The organism is Butyrivibrio sp. AE2005 (assembly GCF_000686965.1).
Taxonomy (GTDB): domain Bacteria; phylum Bacillota; class Clostridia; order Lachnospirales; family Lachnospiraceae; genus Butyrivibrio; species Butyrivibrio hungatei_A.
Map to the genome: position 1 here is coordinate 111,417 of NZ_JMMD01000007.1, position 15,489 is coordinate 126,905.

Sequence of the window (15,489 nt, forward strand, 5' to 3'; positions counted from 1 at the left end):
TCTACAATTCACATGACCTTTTCGCCACTTTTTGCCCAAATGAGTCATGTGTACTCTCTGTTATGCACTCAAATTCCCACAATTCTCATGACCCTTTATCCGCTTTTTGCCCAGAAGGGTCATGTATATTCTCTGTTATGCACTCAAATTCTAAAAAAAGCTTGATGCAAGGCATCATGTAGAAGACAATTCGCTAAAATGTGAAAAATATGCCTTAAGAAAAGAAAATCCTTGTTGCGAGGCATACATCATAATGAAATCACTGCTCTGCAAAAAGAAAAATATGCCTCAGGGAAAGCAAATCCTTAATGTGAGGCATACATCATGATAAAACCACTGCTCTGCACTTAGCAAAATATGCCTTAAGAAGAGCAAATCCTTAATGTAAGGCATACTTTATGAAGAAATCGCTGCTCTGTAAAAAGCGTAGAAAGAAAAAAGATGCTGAACTATAGAAAACATGCAAAAACGGCCCGAAAGCCGTTTTGTATTATCCGTATTTAATGGTATTACCTTATGTTTTTTATAAATCAAGTAGTATGTTCAAGTTCATATTTGAAGTCAGCTTCCGCAATGGCTTCCTGCTCGTGGGAGCTTATGATAACGGTACTTCCCTGCGTGCTGAAACGCTTTAGGAGTTGAAGAACCGCCCTGACGTTTTTGCGGTCAAGATTTGCGGTTGGCTCATCCATGATTATGAGATCAGGCTTTGTAATAAGCGTTCTGGCGATCGCGGCGCGTTTTATCTCGCCGCTCGAAAGACTCGACGGATACTCGTTTCGGAGCTGACTTAACCCAAGGGCGTCAAGAAGCTCCGCCGAAAAGCTTGTAGGTTCCTCTCCCTCAGGCGACTCCTTGCCAGTTTTATTGCCTTTGCCAGTGTTATTACCATTGCTAATGTTTTCTCCATTACCGATATTATCGCTAGTGTCATCGCTATCTCCATTGCCATCACCAATAAGATTTTTATTCTTTCCACCTTTGGCACTTATATCATATGCAAGTTCGAGGTTCTCACCAAGCGTCAGATACGGAATAAGCTCGCAGTTCTGAGTCATAACACCCATAAATCCCATTCTGAGCTTCGCCAGTTCTTCATCTACGAGCGCCGTAATCTCCTTTTCTCCGTAATACACCTTGCCTTCCGTAGGTTTACTGAGACCTGCCACTATATTAAGGAGCGTGCTCTTCCCGACGCCGCTGTCTCCGCTTATAACCGTGAACTTCCCCTGCGGCAATGTTACGCTGATATTATCGAGAACCGTAAATTCACGCTTATCTCTCTTATACTTTTTAATTATCGCATCCAATCTGATATCCATACTTATTTCTCCGAAACAATATTATTATCAGTGCACCTCACAAATAAACATTCTCAGGGCACAGCTTCTTTATGCTAAACAACGCGCACAGCGGCCCAAGCACCGTGGTAAGCAAAAATGACACAGCCACAACCGCAACTTCTTCACCGATATACGGCGCGGTAAAAGGAATCTTCGTAGCCGCCTCAATAAGCTGCAGCATCACAACAAATGAAAGGAATCCAAACGCTGTACCTATAAGCGCGCCGGGAAATGCCGTCCACCATACTTCGCGCATAAGGAACTCAGCTATCTTCTTCCTGCTGATCCCGATCGTTCTAAGTATCTCAACTTCTTTTTTCCTGTCATTTAATGTGATGTAATGAATTATGAACAGTAAAAAGATACTGATAATTACCATGAGCACGATCACAACCGCGTAGACAATGTATGTGTCCTTAAGGCCCGAAAAAAGCTTTGAAGACACGCTCTCTGCAGTAACTATATCCACATCATCTATCCTTGAAAGTCCCGCAACAACCCTTGAAACCTTATCTTTGTCCGCAACTTTAACGCAAACAGCAGATACGTCTTTGGAATTGACTTCAGCGATAACGCCCTGCCCCGCATTTTGCGCGTTTTCCATAATCTCGCCGATAAGATTTCTGCTCACAAAAACAGTCGCATCCATGGAAGAACCGCTCTCATCAAGCGTTGCCGCAACAGGGTACTCTTTTCCAAACATCTTAAATGTCCCGCTTGTCACATTCACCTTGCTTCCGGCGATAAGCGCACCTTCTTCAAGCGATCTTATGTACTTCTTGTCAATCCACGGTGTCACGACAAAATCCGAATCCATATCGATTCCAATTATCTGAACAGGCTGATCGCAGCAAGATGACTCAAGTGTCATAAGAAATGTCTGCGGCGACGCCGTTTCTACGCCTTCAACCTCTCTGATGCCGTCAATGACAGACCTGTCCATATAGAAAAAACTCTTTTTCGTGGTCAAAAGAATCCCCTCCATATCATCGCCGTGTCCTTTGGGCGTCACGATTATATCCGCTCCCATGCGCTGTGCGGCATTCTGACTTCCGTGAGCCATGCCGAACGCGGTAAGAGAAATAATCACCATTGCAAAGGACAGCACCAGCCCGATAAGAATCAGGCCGATGCTGCGATATAGTTTTGAGGATATGCTTTTGAAAACCAACTTATCTAATTTATCAAATCTTTGAAGGGTTCCCATTCTTTTTTCCCCTTATAATAAAATCAACAACCGCTACTCCGGCAAGTACAATGCCGATGATCACAAGAAAAGGTCTTGTGTAAACGTAGCAGTGCATGCTCTTCATATCGCACACAGGTGCTATAACTCCGGGAAGGAGTGCAATAAAGATTCCGCCCACAATCTGGATTACTGATATAACTTTTTCCACAAGCAGTTTCTTGGCAAAAATCTGTACCGCCGCCAGAATCGCAAGAACTATACTCGCCGCAATGGCGAGAGTTCTAGTCTTATGACACTTTGCTTCCATATCTCCCATATCACCGCAAACATGTGCAAACGTAAATGAACCAACTATCACAAATGCAAGAATAAGCACTCTTAAAATATTTACAATCACTTTTGATTTCATAGCAATCATCTCCCAGTCAATTTTTTTGAGTAAAACACTTAGCTGTTTTCAGTAAATTTCTTGCTTGAAGGGTCATAAGTAAATGACTCAGGAACTCCCTCAAGATCTGGGAAAACAGTCTTTGTAAATTCATCCGCATTGAGCGAAGCGTCAAGATCGCCCGTCTTCTGAAGATCGTCGAATGATGCCTTAAATGTCTCTCTTCCAAGCTTTACAGAAGGCTCATAGTTAAGGCTTGCAAGGATCTCGCCGTATCTTGCGATGTCCTCTTCGCTCTCTGAAGGCATATATCCGTTCTCAACCTGAAGTCTTGCCGCTTCCTCAGGAAGTGCCTGAACGAAAGCTGCTGCCTTCTGGATTGCTCTTGCATACGCAGTCGCACCCTTTGGATTCTTTGCTATAAGCTCCTGTGATACATAAGCCTGGCAGCAATATTCCTTTGAAAAGACCTCGTCCTCACCGATATCAAGTATCTTGATAAAGTCATAGTTCTTCTCTGCGTTGTATGCCACGGGATCGTGAATTCCGATCGCATCTACGGCACCGTTATCAAGCGCTGTCGGAAGGTCTGTCATCGCATATGTCACAAACTGGATATCAGCATCGCTTCCGTTTACCTTAAATCCAAGACTGAACAGCTTTCTCTTAAGCTGAATCGGCGCAGAATCCGACAATGACGCAACGCCTATTGTCTTGCCCTTAAGATCTTCAAGGGAATTTACTCCGGAGCCGTTCTTTGAATAGAACTTTGTACATCCTCTGTGAAGTCCTGTCACAAAAGAGATTGAAAGTCCGTTTGATATAGGCTGCATGAGCGTACCGGTAAGTCCGTAGCCTGCATTGATCTCACCACTTGTTATCTGCTCCGTGATCGTATCTATATTGGAAGTTACAACTTCATACTTCTGCCCGATTGCTTCGAATTCCTCGTCAAAATAGCCGTTTATGATAGCTATATGAACCGGTGCAAGACACAAACTTTCTTTGTTATTAAGAATCTTTACGGTAAGTTCTTCTCCTCCTTCGCTCTTTTCTGATTTAGCACCGCAGCCTACAAGCAGTGCCGCTGTCATGGTCAAAGCCAAAACACTTGCAATTACCTTTTTCATTTCTTTTCTCCTTAAAAAATTACAAATAATACTCCGGCTCTTTGTTCTCTCCGGCATAGTTCAGAATTTCCAGAATCTTCGTTCTGTATTTGATAAAGTCCGTTCCTCCTCTCGCTCTTGGTCTTCCAAGTTCTATATCAAGCACCTGCTCGATCTTCGCAGGTCTTGGCGTCATTATGACAACTTTGTCAGACAGATAAACAGCCTCGTCAACATCGTGTGTCACCATGATCATCGTCATCTTCTGATCCTTCCATATCTTTAAGATCTCATCCTGCATATTCATTCTTGTGAATGCATCCAGCGCACCGAGCGGCTCATCAAGCAAAAGAACTTTCGGATGTCCCACAAGCGCTCTTGCAAGCGACGCTCTCTGGTTCATTCCACCCGACAGCTGGTGCGGATAGGAATTTTCAAAGCCCGTAAGCCCGACCATTTCTATATATTCTTTTACATCTTCTTTTTTCTCTTTATATATCCCTCTCGCCCTCAGGCCAAAAGCGATATTGTTTTCAATAGAAAGCCACGGATAAAGATTTGCCTGCTGAAAAGCAAATCCTCTCTCATGCCCCGGTGCCGTAACAGGCTCTCCGTCAAGAAATACCGTTCCTTCATCTGCAAGTCCAAGTCCCGCAATAGCTCGCAGGAGTGTTGTCTTTCCGCACCCCGACGGGCCTATAAGCGATATAAAAGATCCGGGTTCAATATCAAGGTTTACTCCGTTCAGAGCATTTACAACACTTCCGTCAGGATTTGTAAAACTCTTGGATACATTTTCAATTTTTATCTCTCCTACCATTTAATTACTCCCTTCTGCCATCCAAGCAGTCTGTCCTTGATTCTGAATAAAAGAGTGATTATCAGGTTACACAATACCGCAAGAAGTATCAGTCCCGCGTAAACGTTGGCATACAGCATCATGCTCTTTTGCCAGTTAAGATACCAGCCGATTCCCGATTTACAACCGAACATCTCGGCTGTCACAAGTGTTACAAACGAGCCTGTCGTCGCATAAAAAAAGCCGAGGAACACGTTGGGAAGCGCCGCAGGAATTCCGACTTTGAAGATTTTATATAACTTATTTGCTCCCAAAGTATCCGCAACCTCAAAATAAGTCTGCTGAACATTCTGTATTCCGTTACTTGTCATGACAGTTATCGGAAACCACACCGACAGTGCTATCATGAATACCGCCGCCTGATAAGATGTGCTAAAAAGTGAAAGCACGAGCGGTGACCATGATGTTGCAGGAATAGGTCCGATTATCTTTGTCAAAGGATTGACCCAATAAGCAACATTCTTGTTGAATCCTATAAGTATTCCCGTTGTAAATCCAAGCGCCGCTCCGACCGCAAATCCTATTATCAACAGCTTTCCGGATGATACTATGCATTCAAGCATGAGCGCTCTGTCATTTACGAATACCGCAAACACCCTGTCCAGAGACGGGAAAAAGAGAACCGGAAGAAGCGCAAATTTACTGCATATAAGATTTATGAAGTTAAGAAGCTGTGCTCCTCCTGCGAGTAGCGGCCCGCTTTTTAAAAGATATTCGTCTGTCTTTTTATTAAAGAAGGAAGCTACATATAAACCTATGAATAATGCTCCTACTATATAAAGAAAGTATGTAAAGAACGGTCCTTTTGCATCAGGCTGTTTTGCCGAGTTCGGCACCGCCACCTGGATCAGCAACGTAAATATCACCGATATGATGGGGCTGATCTTCTTTAGTTGTTTTGTAACCAATTACTTTTTCCTCCTCAACTATTAATTGTTGTGCTCCCGTTATAGACAACGAAAGCCGGAGGCTTCATTTTATTGAAACCTCCGGCTTTCCGGTCAGCTCAGTGCTTTATGATGTTCAAATCTTATCATACAAAGCACAAGCTGCATAATTCATGAATGTTATAGTTTGCAATCAGTTATTCTTATCACTAAAAAAATAGTCCAAACCTCCGCTCGCATCGCCGCTTCCGATTATTCCGAACTCGGTGCTCTGTCCGGGGTTTAGAACAGCATTCCAGGAGAGAGGCGTAAATATGTAGTATTCGCCATCTTCATCCACATTTGTGCACCAGCTCTGCGCGACATTTATATATTTCTTTTTAATCTTTAATGTCCATCCCGAAGACTGCTCTTCAGATATATTGGTAATCTTGAAATTTATCTGATAACCGCCGTCCCAGATATCTCTTGAATATTTAAGTTCAAGCTTGCAGTCGCCCTGAATATCCGGCTGTTCGGGCTCTTCGGGAATCTCAGGTTGTTCCGGTTCTTCCGGATTTTCAGTTTCCTCCGGATCCTCAGGTATTTCAGGCTTATCCGGTTCCTCAGGTAATTCAGGTTTGTCCGGGATCTCCGGCAACTCAGGCTGCTCTTTTTCCGGATCGTCATTTTCTTCTCCGCCCGATATAGGCTCATTGCCCGGAACCGGCATCATCTTACTCATGACTGTCCATTTATCGATCATACAACTTCCGACTTTGCAAACAAAATAAAGGTCATGTATTCCCTCTATATTAGGAGCTTTGGTTCTATAATGCAGATATTCACCGTCTGTATTCTCAACCTTTATAACGCCGAGAAGTTCTCCGTCAACGCTTCCTTCTCTTACCTCAACAGCTGCCGGCTTTTCACTCTTTGCAACAATAACAACCGATGTAAGGCCATATCTAAAGTTTACTTTTTGGGCTGAGATATATCCGTTTTCCTTAATCGATACAACCTTGTTCCAGCTATCTTCAACTATCTCGGCATTTTCTCTCGGGAAATCAATCTCTGCTTCGACATAGCCGTACGGACTAATCTTTTCACCGGGTGTCGGAAGCGGCCTGTCGGTGTTTCTGGGTGCCGCGCTCCAGGTATCAATGTTGCATTTTCCTTTTTTCCCAACAAAATAAATCTTCTGCATTCCTTCAATATTCGCCATTTCTCCCTCAAATGGCTTGTAGGAATCATCCGTGTCGCGAAATTCTATCGTGCCGATAAGTTCACCCGCAGGAGAATCTTTTCTAACCTCGATTATTCCGTCATCTTCAGCTCTTGCCTCAATCGTAATGCTCTTTAGTCCCTTTTCGAAGTTGACATCCTTCATAAGGAAAAAATCATTTTCAGAAAAATCGGCTAAAACAATACGTCTTTTATCCTTAACTACCCCTACTCCCGATGTGCCGAAGTTAACTTCCGCCTCATTATCCTTGTACGGATCGATCTGCGGAACATCGCCGTCTTCGTAGATCTTGCCCGGAAGTGCCTTCCATGTCGCAATATCTATCGGATTGTTCGCCTCAAAATATATATCGTGTACTCCCGAAACGTTTACTTTCGGAATCCCGGTACTTTGATTAAACGAATAAGCTCTGATAAGTATCCTTGCGATAGGCTCGCTCTTCGGATCATCTATATATACATAAATTTCTGAACCGCCCCATCTTGTCCTTGCCGTCACTTCTATGCCGGTAAGCCCCTTTGAAAAATCCACATTCTCCGCTTTAAGTATCTTTGATCCGGAGATCGGCGAATATTGAATACCGTCCTCATAGAAACCGCCTCCGTTTTCCATTATCTCCGTCTGTACTAATTCATACGGGTTTAAAAGAGCTTTCTCATTATTGGGTTCTGCTGCCTTTATTGCCATGCCCTGCAAAATCAACATGACTGCTACCGCCAAAAAACTTATTGCTACTCTCACTTTCCTTTTCATATTTTTTACCCCCGATACACTTTAACGACTCTGCTGATATAAAGAAAACCCGGCGACCATCCAAAGACAGCCACCGGATTTCTTACCTTCTTTTAAAGAAGGTCATTAACCGCCCCTTTCTCTCTTTTACTCAAATACATACTCAATCTGGCTCGGCTCTCCACTTCCGATAATTCCGAATGTGGTTGACTGTCCGTTTCCAAGCGTAGAATTCCATGACATAGGAGTAATTACATAGTAATCGCCCTGCTGCTGGATATTTACGCACCAGCTCTGAGTAATGTTGATACCGTTTCTCTTAATCTTGAGCTTCCATGTGTTCACTGTATTACCTGAGCTGTTGGTAACGGTGAAGTTTGTCTGATAACCACCCTGCCATTTGCTTGTATTTTGAGTAAGCTTCATGCCTGTCTCAACTACAGGAGGCTCTACAACTTCCTTATAAGGATTTACCTTCCAGGAATCAAGAGTTACAGCACTTCCACCACTAGGAACCACGAAGTAAATGTCTTTCTTTCCTGTGATATTCTTGGAAGCTGTGATCTTAAACTCACGTGTGCTTCCGCTTACAGTTGCATATCCGATAAGGTCTCCGCTTGCTGAGCCAACTCTTACCTCAAATCTTGTAGAATTGGTTGCTCCGGCATTTACGATAAATTCTGAAATACCGTCAGAGAATACAACATTCTTTGCAACTGCATATCCGCCTGCACCAATGCTTACGCCCTGCTTATTAGGTGTAAGTCTTGCGTTGCTGAGATCTGTAGATGCCTCACCCTCAACAGTGTTGTAAGGATTGATATCTTCATAAACAGGAGGCTCAACTATCGTACCTGATGAAGGCATTGCCTGCCATGCATCAAATGTTGCGGCACCACCCTTTGCCTCAAAGTAAACATAATGCTTACCTGTGATATCTGTTGAAACTTTTACAAATGTTTCTTTTGTAATATCAGTACCAACGCTGATCGAGCCGATAGGTGTCTGCGAATCATCAATATAGATATTAAGCTTAACCTTAGGCTGTGATGCACTTGCAAGTACCTTGAATCCTGATATTCCCTTTGAGAAGTCAATGTTCTGCACAAGGATATATCCGCCATCACTGATGACTATCGACTGCTTGTTAGGTGAAAGCATTGCATTTGTAAGATCCTTGGATACTTCTGCTTCTACCTTGTTGTAAGGATTGATTGTGTCACCTACAGGAGGTTCTACGATTGTTCCGTCAGAAGGTGTTACCTTCCATGAATCAAATGTTATGCTTCCGTCCATAGTTGCTACAAAGTAGATGTCATGCGTTCCGGTAACATTTGATGATGCATTTACTGTTATATCTTTTGCATCTGTACTTACTCTGAAGTTTGCGATAAGATCTCCGTCTGCCTTATCAAGTCTTGCTTCAAGTCTGTTTGCTCCACTTGCTTTTGCATTAACTGTAAATTCCTTAATTCCCTTAGAGAAGTCAACGTTCTTAGCTACTGCATATCCACCCTTCTGGATGCTTACAGCCTGCTTGTTAGGTGTAACCATTGCACTCTTAAGCTCTGCTGATGCTTCTGCTTCTACTGTGCTGTAAGGATTTACTGTATCACCTACAGGAGGTTCTACAATTGTTCCTGACTTAGCCATTGCATTCCAAGCATCGAATGTAACCGATCCGCCTGTTGCCTCGAAGTATACATCGTGTGTTCCTGTAAGGTCTGATGTAAGCTTAATGCCTGTTCCCGAAGCCATATTTGCGCCGACATTTGCTGTTCCAATCGCTGTCTTTGCATCATATCCGGACTTATCAATATAAACATTGAGTTTAACTCCGGGCTTTGATGACTGTGCATAAATCTGGAATCCGTTAAGTCCCTTTGCGAAATTAACGTTCTTAACTACTATATATCCGCCATCATTAACTACTACAGATGTCTTGCTTGGAGCAATCATTGCGCTGCTAAGCTCATCTGCTTTTTCTGCCTCAACCTTGCTGTAAGGATCTACCGTATCGCCTACAGGAGGTTCTACAATTGTTCCGTCAGAAGGTGTTGCCTTCCAGTAATCAAATGTTGCAGTGCCATCCATCATAGCTACGAAATAAACGTCATGCGTTCCGGTAACACTTGCTGAAACATTTGCTGTTAATTCTTTAGCGTCTGTGCTGACCATATAGCTTGCAATACGCTCTCCGGTAGGCTTATCAAGTCTGACTTCAAGTCTGTTTGCTCCGCTTGCTCCTGCCTTAACAAGAATTTCCTTAACTCCCTTAGAGAAGTCTACATTCTTTGCAACTGCAAATCCACCCTTCTGGATGCTTACAGCCTGCTTATTAGGTGTGATCATCGCATTGCTGAACTTTGCTGATGCTTCTGCCTCAACCTTCTCATAAGGATCTACCGCATCGCCTACAGGAGGCTCTACTACAGGAGGCTCTTCTGTTCCGTCTGAAGGTGTTACCTTCCAGGAATCGAAGGTCAGACTGCCATCCATAGTTGCTACAAAGTAGATGTCATGTGTTCCTGTGATATTCTTTGCAGCACTTACTGTTATATCTTTTGCATCTGTGCTGACTCTGAAGTTTGCGATAAGGTCTCCGTCTGCCTTATCAAGTCTTGCTTCAAGTCTGTTTGCTCCACTTGCTTTCGCATTAACTGTAAATTCCTTAATGCCCTTTGAGAAATCTACACTCTTTGCTACTGCATATCCACCCTTCTGGATGCTTACTGCCTGCTTGTTAGGTGTAACCATTGCGCTCTTAAGCTCTGCAGATGCTTCTGCTTCAACCTTCTCATAAGGATTTACTGTATCGCCTACAGGAGGCTCTACAACAGGAGGTTCTTCCGTTCCACCTGATGCTTCCACTGCACGCCATGCATCAAGTGTTATAGCGCCACCATCTGCCTGAATGTATACATCATGAGTTCCCTTGAGCTCTGATGTAACATCCACAGTTGACTCCTTGGCAATATCTGTACCGACATTGATTGAAGCCATGGGTGACTTTGCACCATCAATATAGATGTTGAGTTTAACCTTAGGAGCTGACGCTTTTGCAAGTACAGCAAATCCCGAAAGTCCCTTTGAGAAATCAACATTCTTGGTGATCACATAACCACCGTCTTTAACAACAACCGACTGCTTATTAGGTGATACCATAGCCTCAGCAAGCTCAGTTGCCGCCTCTGCTTCTACCTTACTATAAGGATTTACCGTATCGCCTACAGGTGGCTCAACTACAGGAGGTTCTTCCGTTCCGCCCTGTCCTTCCAGAGCCTGCCATGCATCAATCTGTACAGCTCCGCCATTTGCTTTAAAATATACATCATGTGAACCCTTGAGGTCCGATGATATCTTTACAAATGACTCACTTGACATATCAGTGCCAACGCTGATAGAACCTAACTGAGTATCGGTTCCGTCAACATATACATCAAGTTTAACCTTTGGTGCTGAAGTCTTGGCAAGTACCTTGAATCCCGAAACACCTTTTGACAGGTCAACATTCTTGGCTACAATATATCCGCCATCATTTATAAGTACCGACTGCTTGTTCGGAACAAGCTTTGCATTTTCCAATGTAGCTGCTGTCTCGGCCTCAACCTTCTCATACGGATTTACAGCTGTCGGATTTTCCGGCTGATCGGGGTTCTCCGGTTGCTCCGGAACCTCAGGCTGATCGGGGTTTTCCAGTTGCTCCGGATTTTCAGGCTGCTCCGGATTTTCAGGCTGCTCCGGAACCTCAGGCTGATCGGGATTCTCCGGTTGGTCCGGATTTTCAGGTTCATCAGGTGTTTCACCCGGTTCCGCTGTCCAACTATCTACCAAACTTGTGCCCATCGTCTGCACAAATGCAATGGTATCCGCTCCATCCAAATCTTTTACGGAAGTTGAAAATTCCCTGTATTCTCCGTCGGTACCACTAAGTTTAATGCTACCTACTACATCTCCCTTTTCTCCATCTTTATGAATAACAATAAGACCTGCCGAATCCGCTTTGGCTTTTATAACTATCTTAGAAACTCCCTGCGAGAAGTTCACACTCTTCACAGTGAAGTAATTTCCAGATCCAAGGCTGACAACTGTCGCGCCGGCATCTTCATCTGTGAAAACATCTTTTATATTACGTTCAAAGTCAAGTTCCGCCTCAACCGTACCGTACGGGTTAATACTTGGTGCCGCCGCTACTGTCAAGCCTGGTGATAACAATCCTGTTGCTAAGAATACACTTAATGCTACTGATAACTTTCGTTTAATCATAATAAAACCGTTCACCTCCTAGCCTAATAAAATTGTTTTGATTTTTACGTAAACGTTTTAGCGCCCGAGCACTTCCATTGTAACAGCGCATTATTTTTGTGAACAATGTGTAATATTACTCAAATAACTCAAATTTTAATAGTCATAATGACTTAATTGCTTTGCGTTTTTAAGTTAGTTTTAATATTATAAAAAGAAAATTATTAACTTAAATATTTATAAAAAATCGCTAAAAAATCATTATTTTCCGGCCCGGACATTTTTCCCCCATCTCAAACATGAATGTATGACTTTTTATAAAAGAATCATCAAAAAAGGTCATATTTTTTATCTCTCGAAAAATTACCATATGACTTTTTTGGAAAAAAACCGCATTAAAAGTCATGTATTTTTTCCATATTTTTTTGATAAAAAAACAAGTATATGACCTATATATGTAAAAATCCCTCAAAAGGTCATAAAATCTACGCTTGCGCAGTTTAAAAAGGCAAAAAAATATGACTTTTTCAGGCATTTTTTTCAGATAAGGTCATACATCTTTTTTTCAGCATACTCTACAAATAAAAAATGCATGACTTTTTAGAAGAAAAATCATCAAAAAAGTCATACATTTGCAAATCACACTTATATATCCCGTCCCAAAACAAAAACCTGAATTTTTGTCATATCAGATTGGTATTCTTCGCCCCTTGTCAAGACAACTAAAAAAGGCAAATTAAAAAGCAAGCTAACTCCATATACTGCGTTGGCAAGCCAACAACACTAACAATTCCCCGTATAAACAATCTCAAGTTCTTCCCTCGCAACCTCGGCGAGTCGATAGACTTTTCTCACATCGGTCGCGTCGCGGTCGGTCATCTTGAACCTTGGAAAAAATCTCGAAATATGAAGCGGAATGTTCTTCCCGTTTGCCGCTTCGAGTCCGTGTATCCAAGCCGACATCTCGCGCATTTCTTCCTCGCTGTCATTCTCACCGGGAATTATCAGTGTTGTAAGCTCAACATGGCAATGCTTTACCGCTTCCTCAATAAACTCCATGGCCTGCTTCCTGCTGCCTCCGAGAAGTCTATCATAATATTCATCCGTAAATCCCTTAAGATCGATATTCATCGCATCAATATACGGAGCTATCTCCGCAAGAACAGACAACTCGGCTGTTCCGTTAGATACAAGCACAGTTTTAAGTTCATGCTCTTTTGCAAGCTTCGCTGTATCAAGCACAAACTCATATCCGACAAGCGGCTCATTATAAGTAAAAGCAATCCCGATATTCCCCTGCGTCCTCGTATCAAGCGCTGTCTCCACAAGTTCTTCAGGACTCACCATCTTCGCATCCTCTGCAAATATCCGCGCTTCCTCCGACCAAGAAATATCATTATTCTGGCAAAAAGGGCATCGCAGATTGCACCCGAAACTTCCTACCGACAGGATGTAACTTCCGGGAAAAAAATTGTTCAACGGCTTCTTCTCAATCGGATCAAGCGCAAGCCCCGACACTCTGCCATAGTTATATGCAATTACCTTCCCGTCCCTGACCGTTCTTGCGCCGCAAAATCCGATGTCACCTTCCGATAAGGAACAATGCCTGAAACACACTTGACATGCCGCCATAAAGCCTCCCGCTGCCATTATTCCACATTTCCTCAGAAATGCCTCACCACTTCAAACCTCTGCAATTTATACGGCTCATCCTCGAGTATTCCGCCCTTTTGCCTTGCTATATCGATCTGCTCCTCCACGGAATCTATACCGTCAAGATTTGGAAGCAGCAGCCCTCTCTTAACTCCGTGACTAACAATAACTCCATACTTCTTTACATCAAGCTTATCAGGTGAATCTATATCCTCAGTCTCCCCGAGAACATCAACACTTATATCAAGAAACTTAAGCTCATCCTCGGTTATCGGATCAAAGCGCGGATCGTGCGTACTTGCACTTATCGCATTCTGAATTATTTCTTTTGCAATATTGTCCTGAGTTGCAGCGATCGTCCCTATGCAACCGCGAAGCTGTCCCATCTTGTGAATTGATACAAAAGTACCTGCAGTTCTTGTAAGAAGATCATCTGAAAGACCGTCAGGAACCTGAATCTGCCTGTGTTCCTTTACCCACGACTCGACACTTGCCCTCGCAAGCCTCACATATTCATCATTCGCGTCAGCCTTTTCCTTGCATTCTTTTTCAAGCTTTTTTTCATATTCTTGTAAAAAATGTCTGCTCTCATCCGCTCCGTCCGGATAAAAAGTACAGATTCCGTAGCCCACTCCCGTTACATCCTCATGCGAAAGAGCTGTTGCCTTAACGCGAAGACCGTCAAAAACCCCAGCCATGATAACAAACGACCTGTGCCCACACTCTGCGGCAAGTTTACACAAGCTCTCATCAAATTCAAACAGCCTGCCAAACTCTGCTTTTCCACACACCTCCATTATGTTTTCATCATATTCGGGGCCCTCTTTTGAAAAACCGTAAGGTCCGTATTCCTGCAACTTATGCGAAAGATCGCCGCTTGCAATCAAAACGACTTTTTCTCCCGATTCATCGATAGCTTTCGCAATTATCTGCCCCAGCCTGTAATGATATGTCAAAGGAAGCCCCGAAAGCCCTATACGAATAATCTTTCCGCCACTATATTTTTTGCGGATGAACCACAAAGGAACCATGGTTCCGTGATCCAGGGAAGACTCCCTTTCTCCCATCGTTCCCGCGGGGAAATTTTCTTTTTCTGCAAGGAGCGCAATCGCATCTGCAAGTTCTGTGTCATACTCTTCGGAAAATCTGACTCCGGATGCGCCGAAATCTGCAAAACTTCCCGTTGCTCTGTGCCCCGGCGATATATGAAAGTAATCCGCATACATCACGGAATGCGGACTCGTTATGATGATAGTGTCAGGCTTTAAAGCCGCCACTTCTTCCGCGACCTTCTCATAAGCATTTGTTGTTGCAAGAATCTGTTTTTCTCCGCCTTTTCCGACTTCCGGAATTATAAGCGGTGGATGTGGAACCATAAAAGCTGCCGATACAGTCATTTTAGCCTCCTATCTGAAATTGCGGATTTCTGTAATTTCATTCAAAATGTCATGCATTAAAAAATCTATGATCAATTATAAATGTGCATCACACCTACATTTCGACACATATATCATATTACGATAAATCAGCACTTGTCCACCTTAACGTTTATTAATATTCGTTATTTCCGTTAGTATAAAACATATTCCCACACAATGCACAATCCCCGCATATAACATGTTTTTAGTAAAAAATGCATGTAACAGGCGGCTATTCCTATAAATGTTTATGTATATTTATGCTTGATATTCTTTTTCATTCACCCTATAATACAGACAAAATTAAAAAGAATGCAGAGTAGACTGTAAAGCGTCAAGTGCCGGGTGAACAGGGAGTTGTCATTCGGACGAAGGGTAATCCGCGGTTTTATGGTCGCATCCCGCTGCTACATAGTGAAGTGTATAACACCTCTCGTGTAG

At 43.0% G+C, this 15,489-nt stretch carries 10 protein-coding genes and 1 riboswitch; all 10 genes read right to left on the minus strand.

Going from position 1 to position 15,489, the window contains the following annotated elements; genetic code table 11:
• Nucleotides 1–530: 530 nt before the first annotated feature.
• The 10 genes from DL92_RS0108240 to amrA all read right to left on the minus strand — a co-directional run bounded on the left by DL92_RS0108240 (nt 531) and on the right by amrA (nt 15,027).
• Nucleotides 531–1,322: an ABC transporter ATP-binding protein gene (locus DL92_RS0108240; RefSeq protein ID WP_026667388.1), complete on the minus strand. Its 792-nt coding sequence runs from the start codon at nt 1,320–1,322 to the stop codon at nt 531–533.
• A 37-nt stretch (nt 1,323–1,359) separates the two neighbouring features.
• On the minus strand, nt 1,360–2,550 hold the full coding sequence (locus DL92_RS0108245) for an ABC transporter permease (RefSeq protein ID WP_026667389.1): 1,191 nt from the start codon (nt 2,548–2,550) through the stop codon (nt 1,360–1,362).
• Nucleotides 2,528–2,941, minus strand: a complete 414-nt coding sequence (locus tag DL92_RS0108250; protein ID WP_026667390.1) for a DUF4418 family protein — start codon at nt 2,939–2,941, stop codon at nt 2,528–2,530. Before DL92_RS0108250 ends, DL92_RS0108245 begins: the two co-directional genes overlap by 23 nt.
• A gap of 38 nt (nt 2,942–2,979) precedes the next feature.
• The gene (locus tag DL92_RS0108255) at nt 2,980–4,050 is read right to left on the minus strand and encodes an ABC transporter substrate-binding protein (protein WP_026655687.1); all 1,071 of its coding nucleotides are present in this window, start codon (nt 4,048–4,050) and stop codon (nt 2,980–2,982) included.
• A 19-nt stretch (nt 4,051–4,069) separates the two neighbouring features.
• The gene (locus DL92_RS0108260) at nt 4,070–4,849 is read right to left on the minus strand and encodes an ABC transporter ATP-binding protein (RefSeq protein ID WP_026655688.1); all 780 of its coding nucleotides are present in this window, start codon (nt 4,847–4,849) and stop codon (nt 4,070–4,072) included.
• Nucleotides 4,843–5,796 (minus strand): ABC transporter permease, encoded by a 954-nt coding sequence (locus DL92_RS0108265; RefSeq protein WP_026667391.1) that lies wholly within the window; start codon nt 5,794–5,796, stop codon nt 4,843–4,845. Before DL92_RS0108265 ends, DL92_RS0108260 begins: the two co-directional genes overlap by 7 nt.
• Nucleotides 5,797–5,968: 172 nt before the next feature.
• Entirely contained in the window at nt 5,969–7,753 is a 1,785-nt protein-coding gene (locus DL92_RS0108270) for a carbohydrate-binding protein (protein WP_026667392.1), read from the minus strand.
• Nucleotides 7,754–7,879: 126 nt separating this feature from the next.
• Entirely contained in the window at nt 7,880–11,998 is a 4,119-nt protein-coding gene (locus tag DL92_RS21250) for a carbohydrate-binding protein (RefSeq protein WP_026667393.1), read from the minus strand.
• Nucleotides 11,999–12,760: 762 nt separating this feature from the next.
• On the minus strand, nt 12,761–13,609 hold the full coding sequence (amrS, locus tag DL92_RS0108285; protein ID WP_026667394.1) for an AmmeMemoRadiSam system radical SAM enzyme: 849 nt from the start codon (nt 13,607–13,609) through the stop codon (nt 12,761–12,763).
• Between the two features lie 32 nt (nt 13,610–13,641).
• Entirely contained in the window at nt 13,642–15,027 is a 1,386-nt protein-coding gene (gene amrA, locus DL92_RS0108290) for an AmmeMemoRadiSam system protein A (RefSeq protein ID WP_026667395.1), read from the minus strand.
• Between the two features lie 334 nt (nt 15,028–15,361).
• A riboswitch (THF riboswitch) is annotated at nt 15,362–15,457 on the plus strand.
• Nucleotides 15,458–15,489 lie beyond the last annotated feature (32 nt).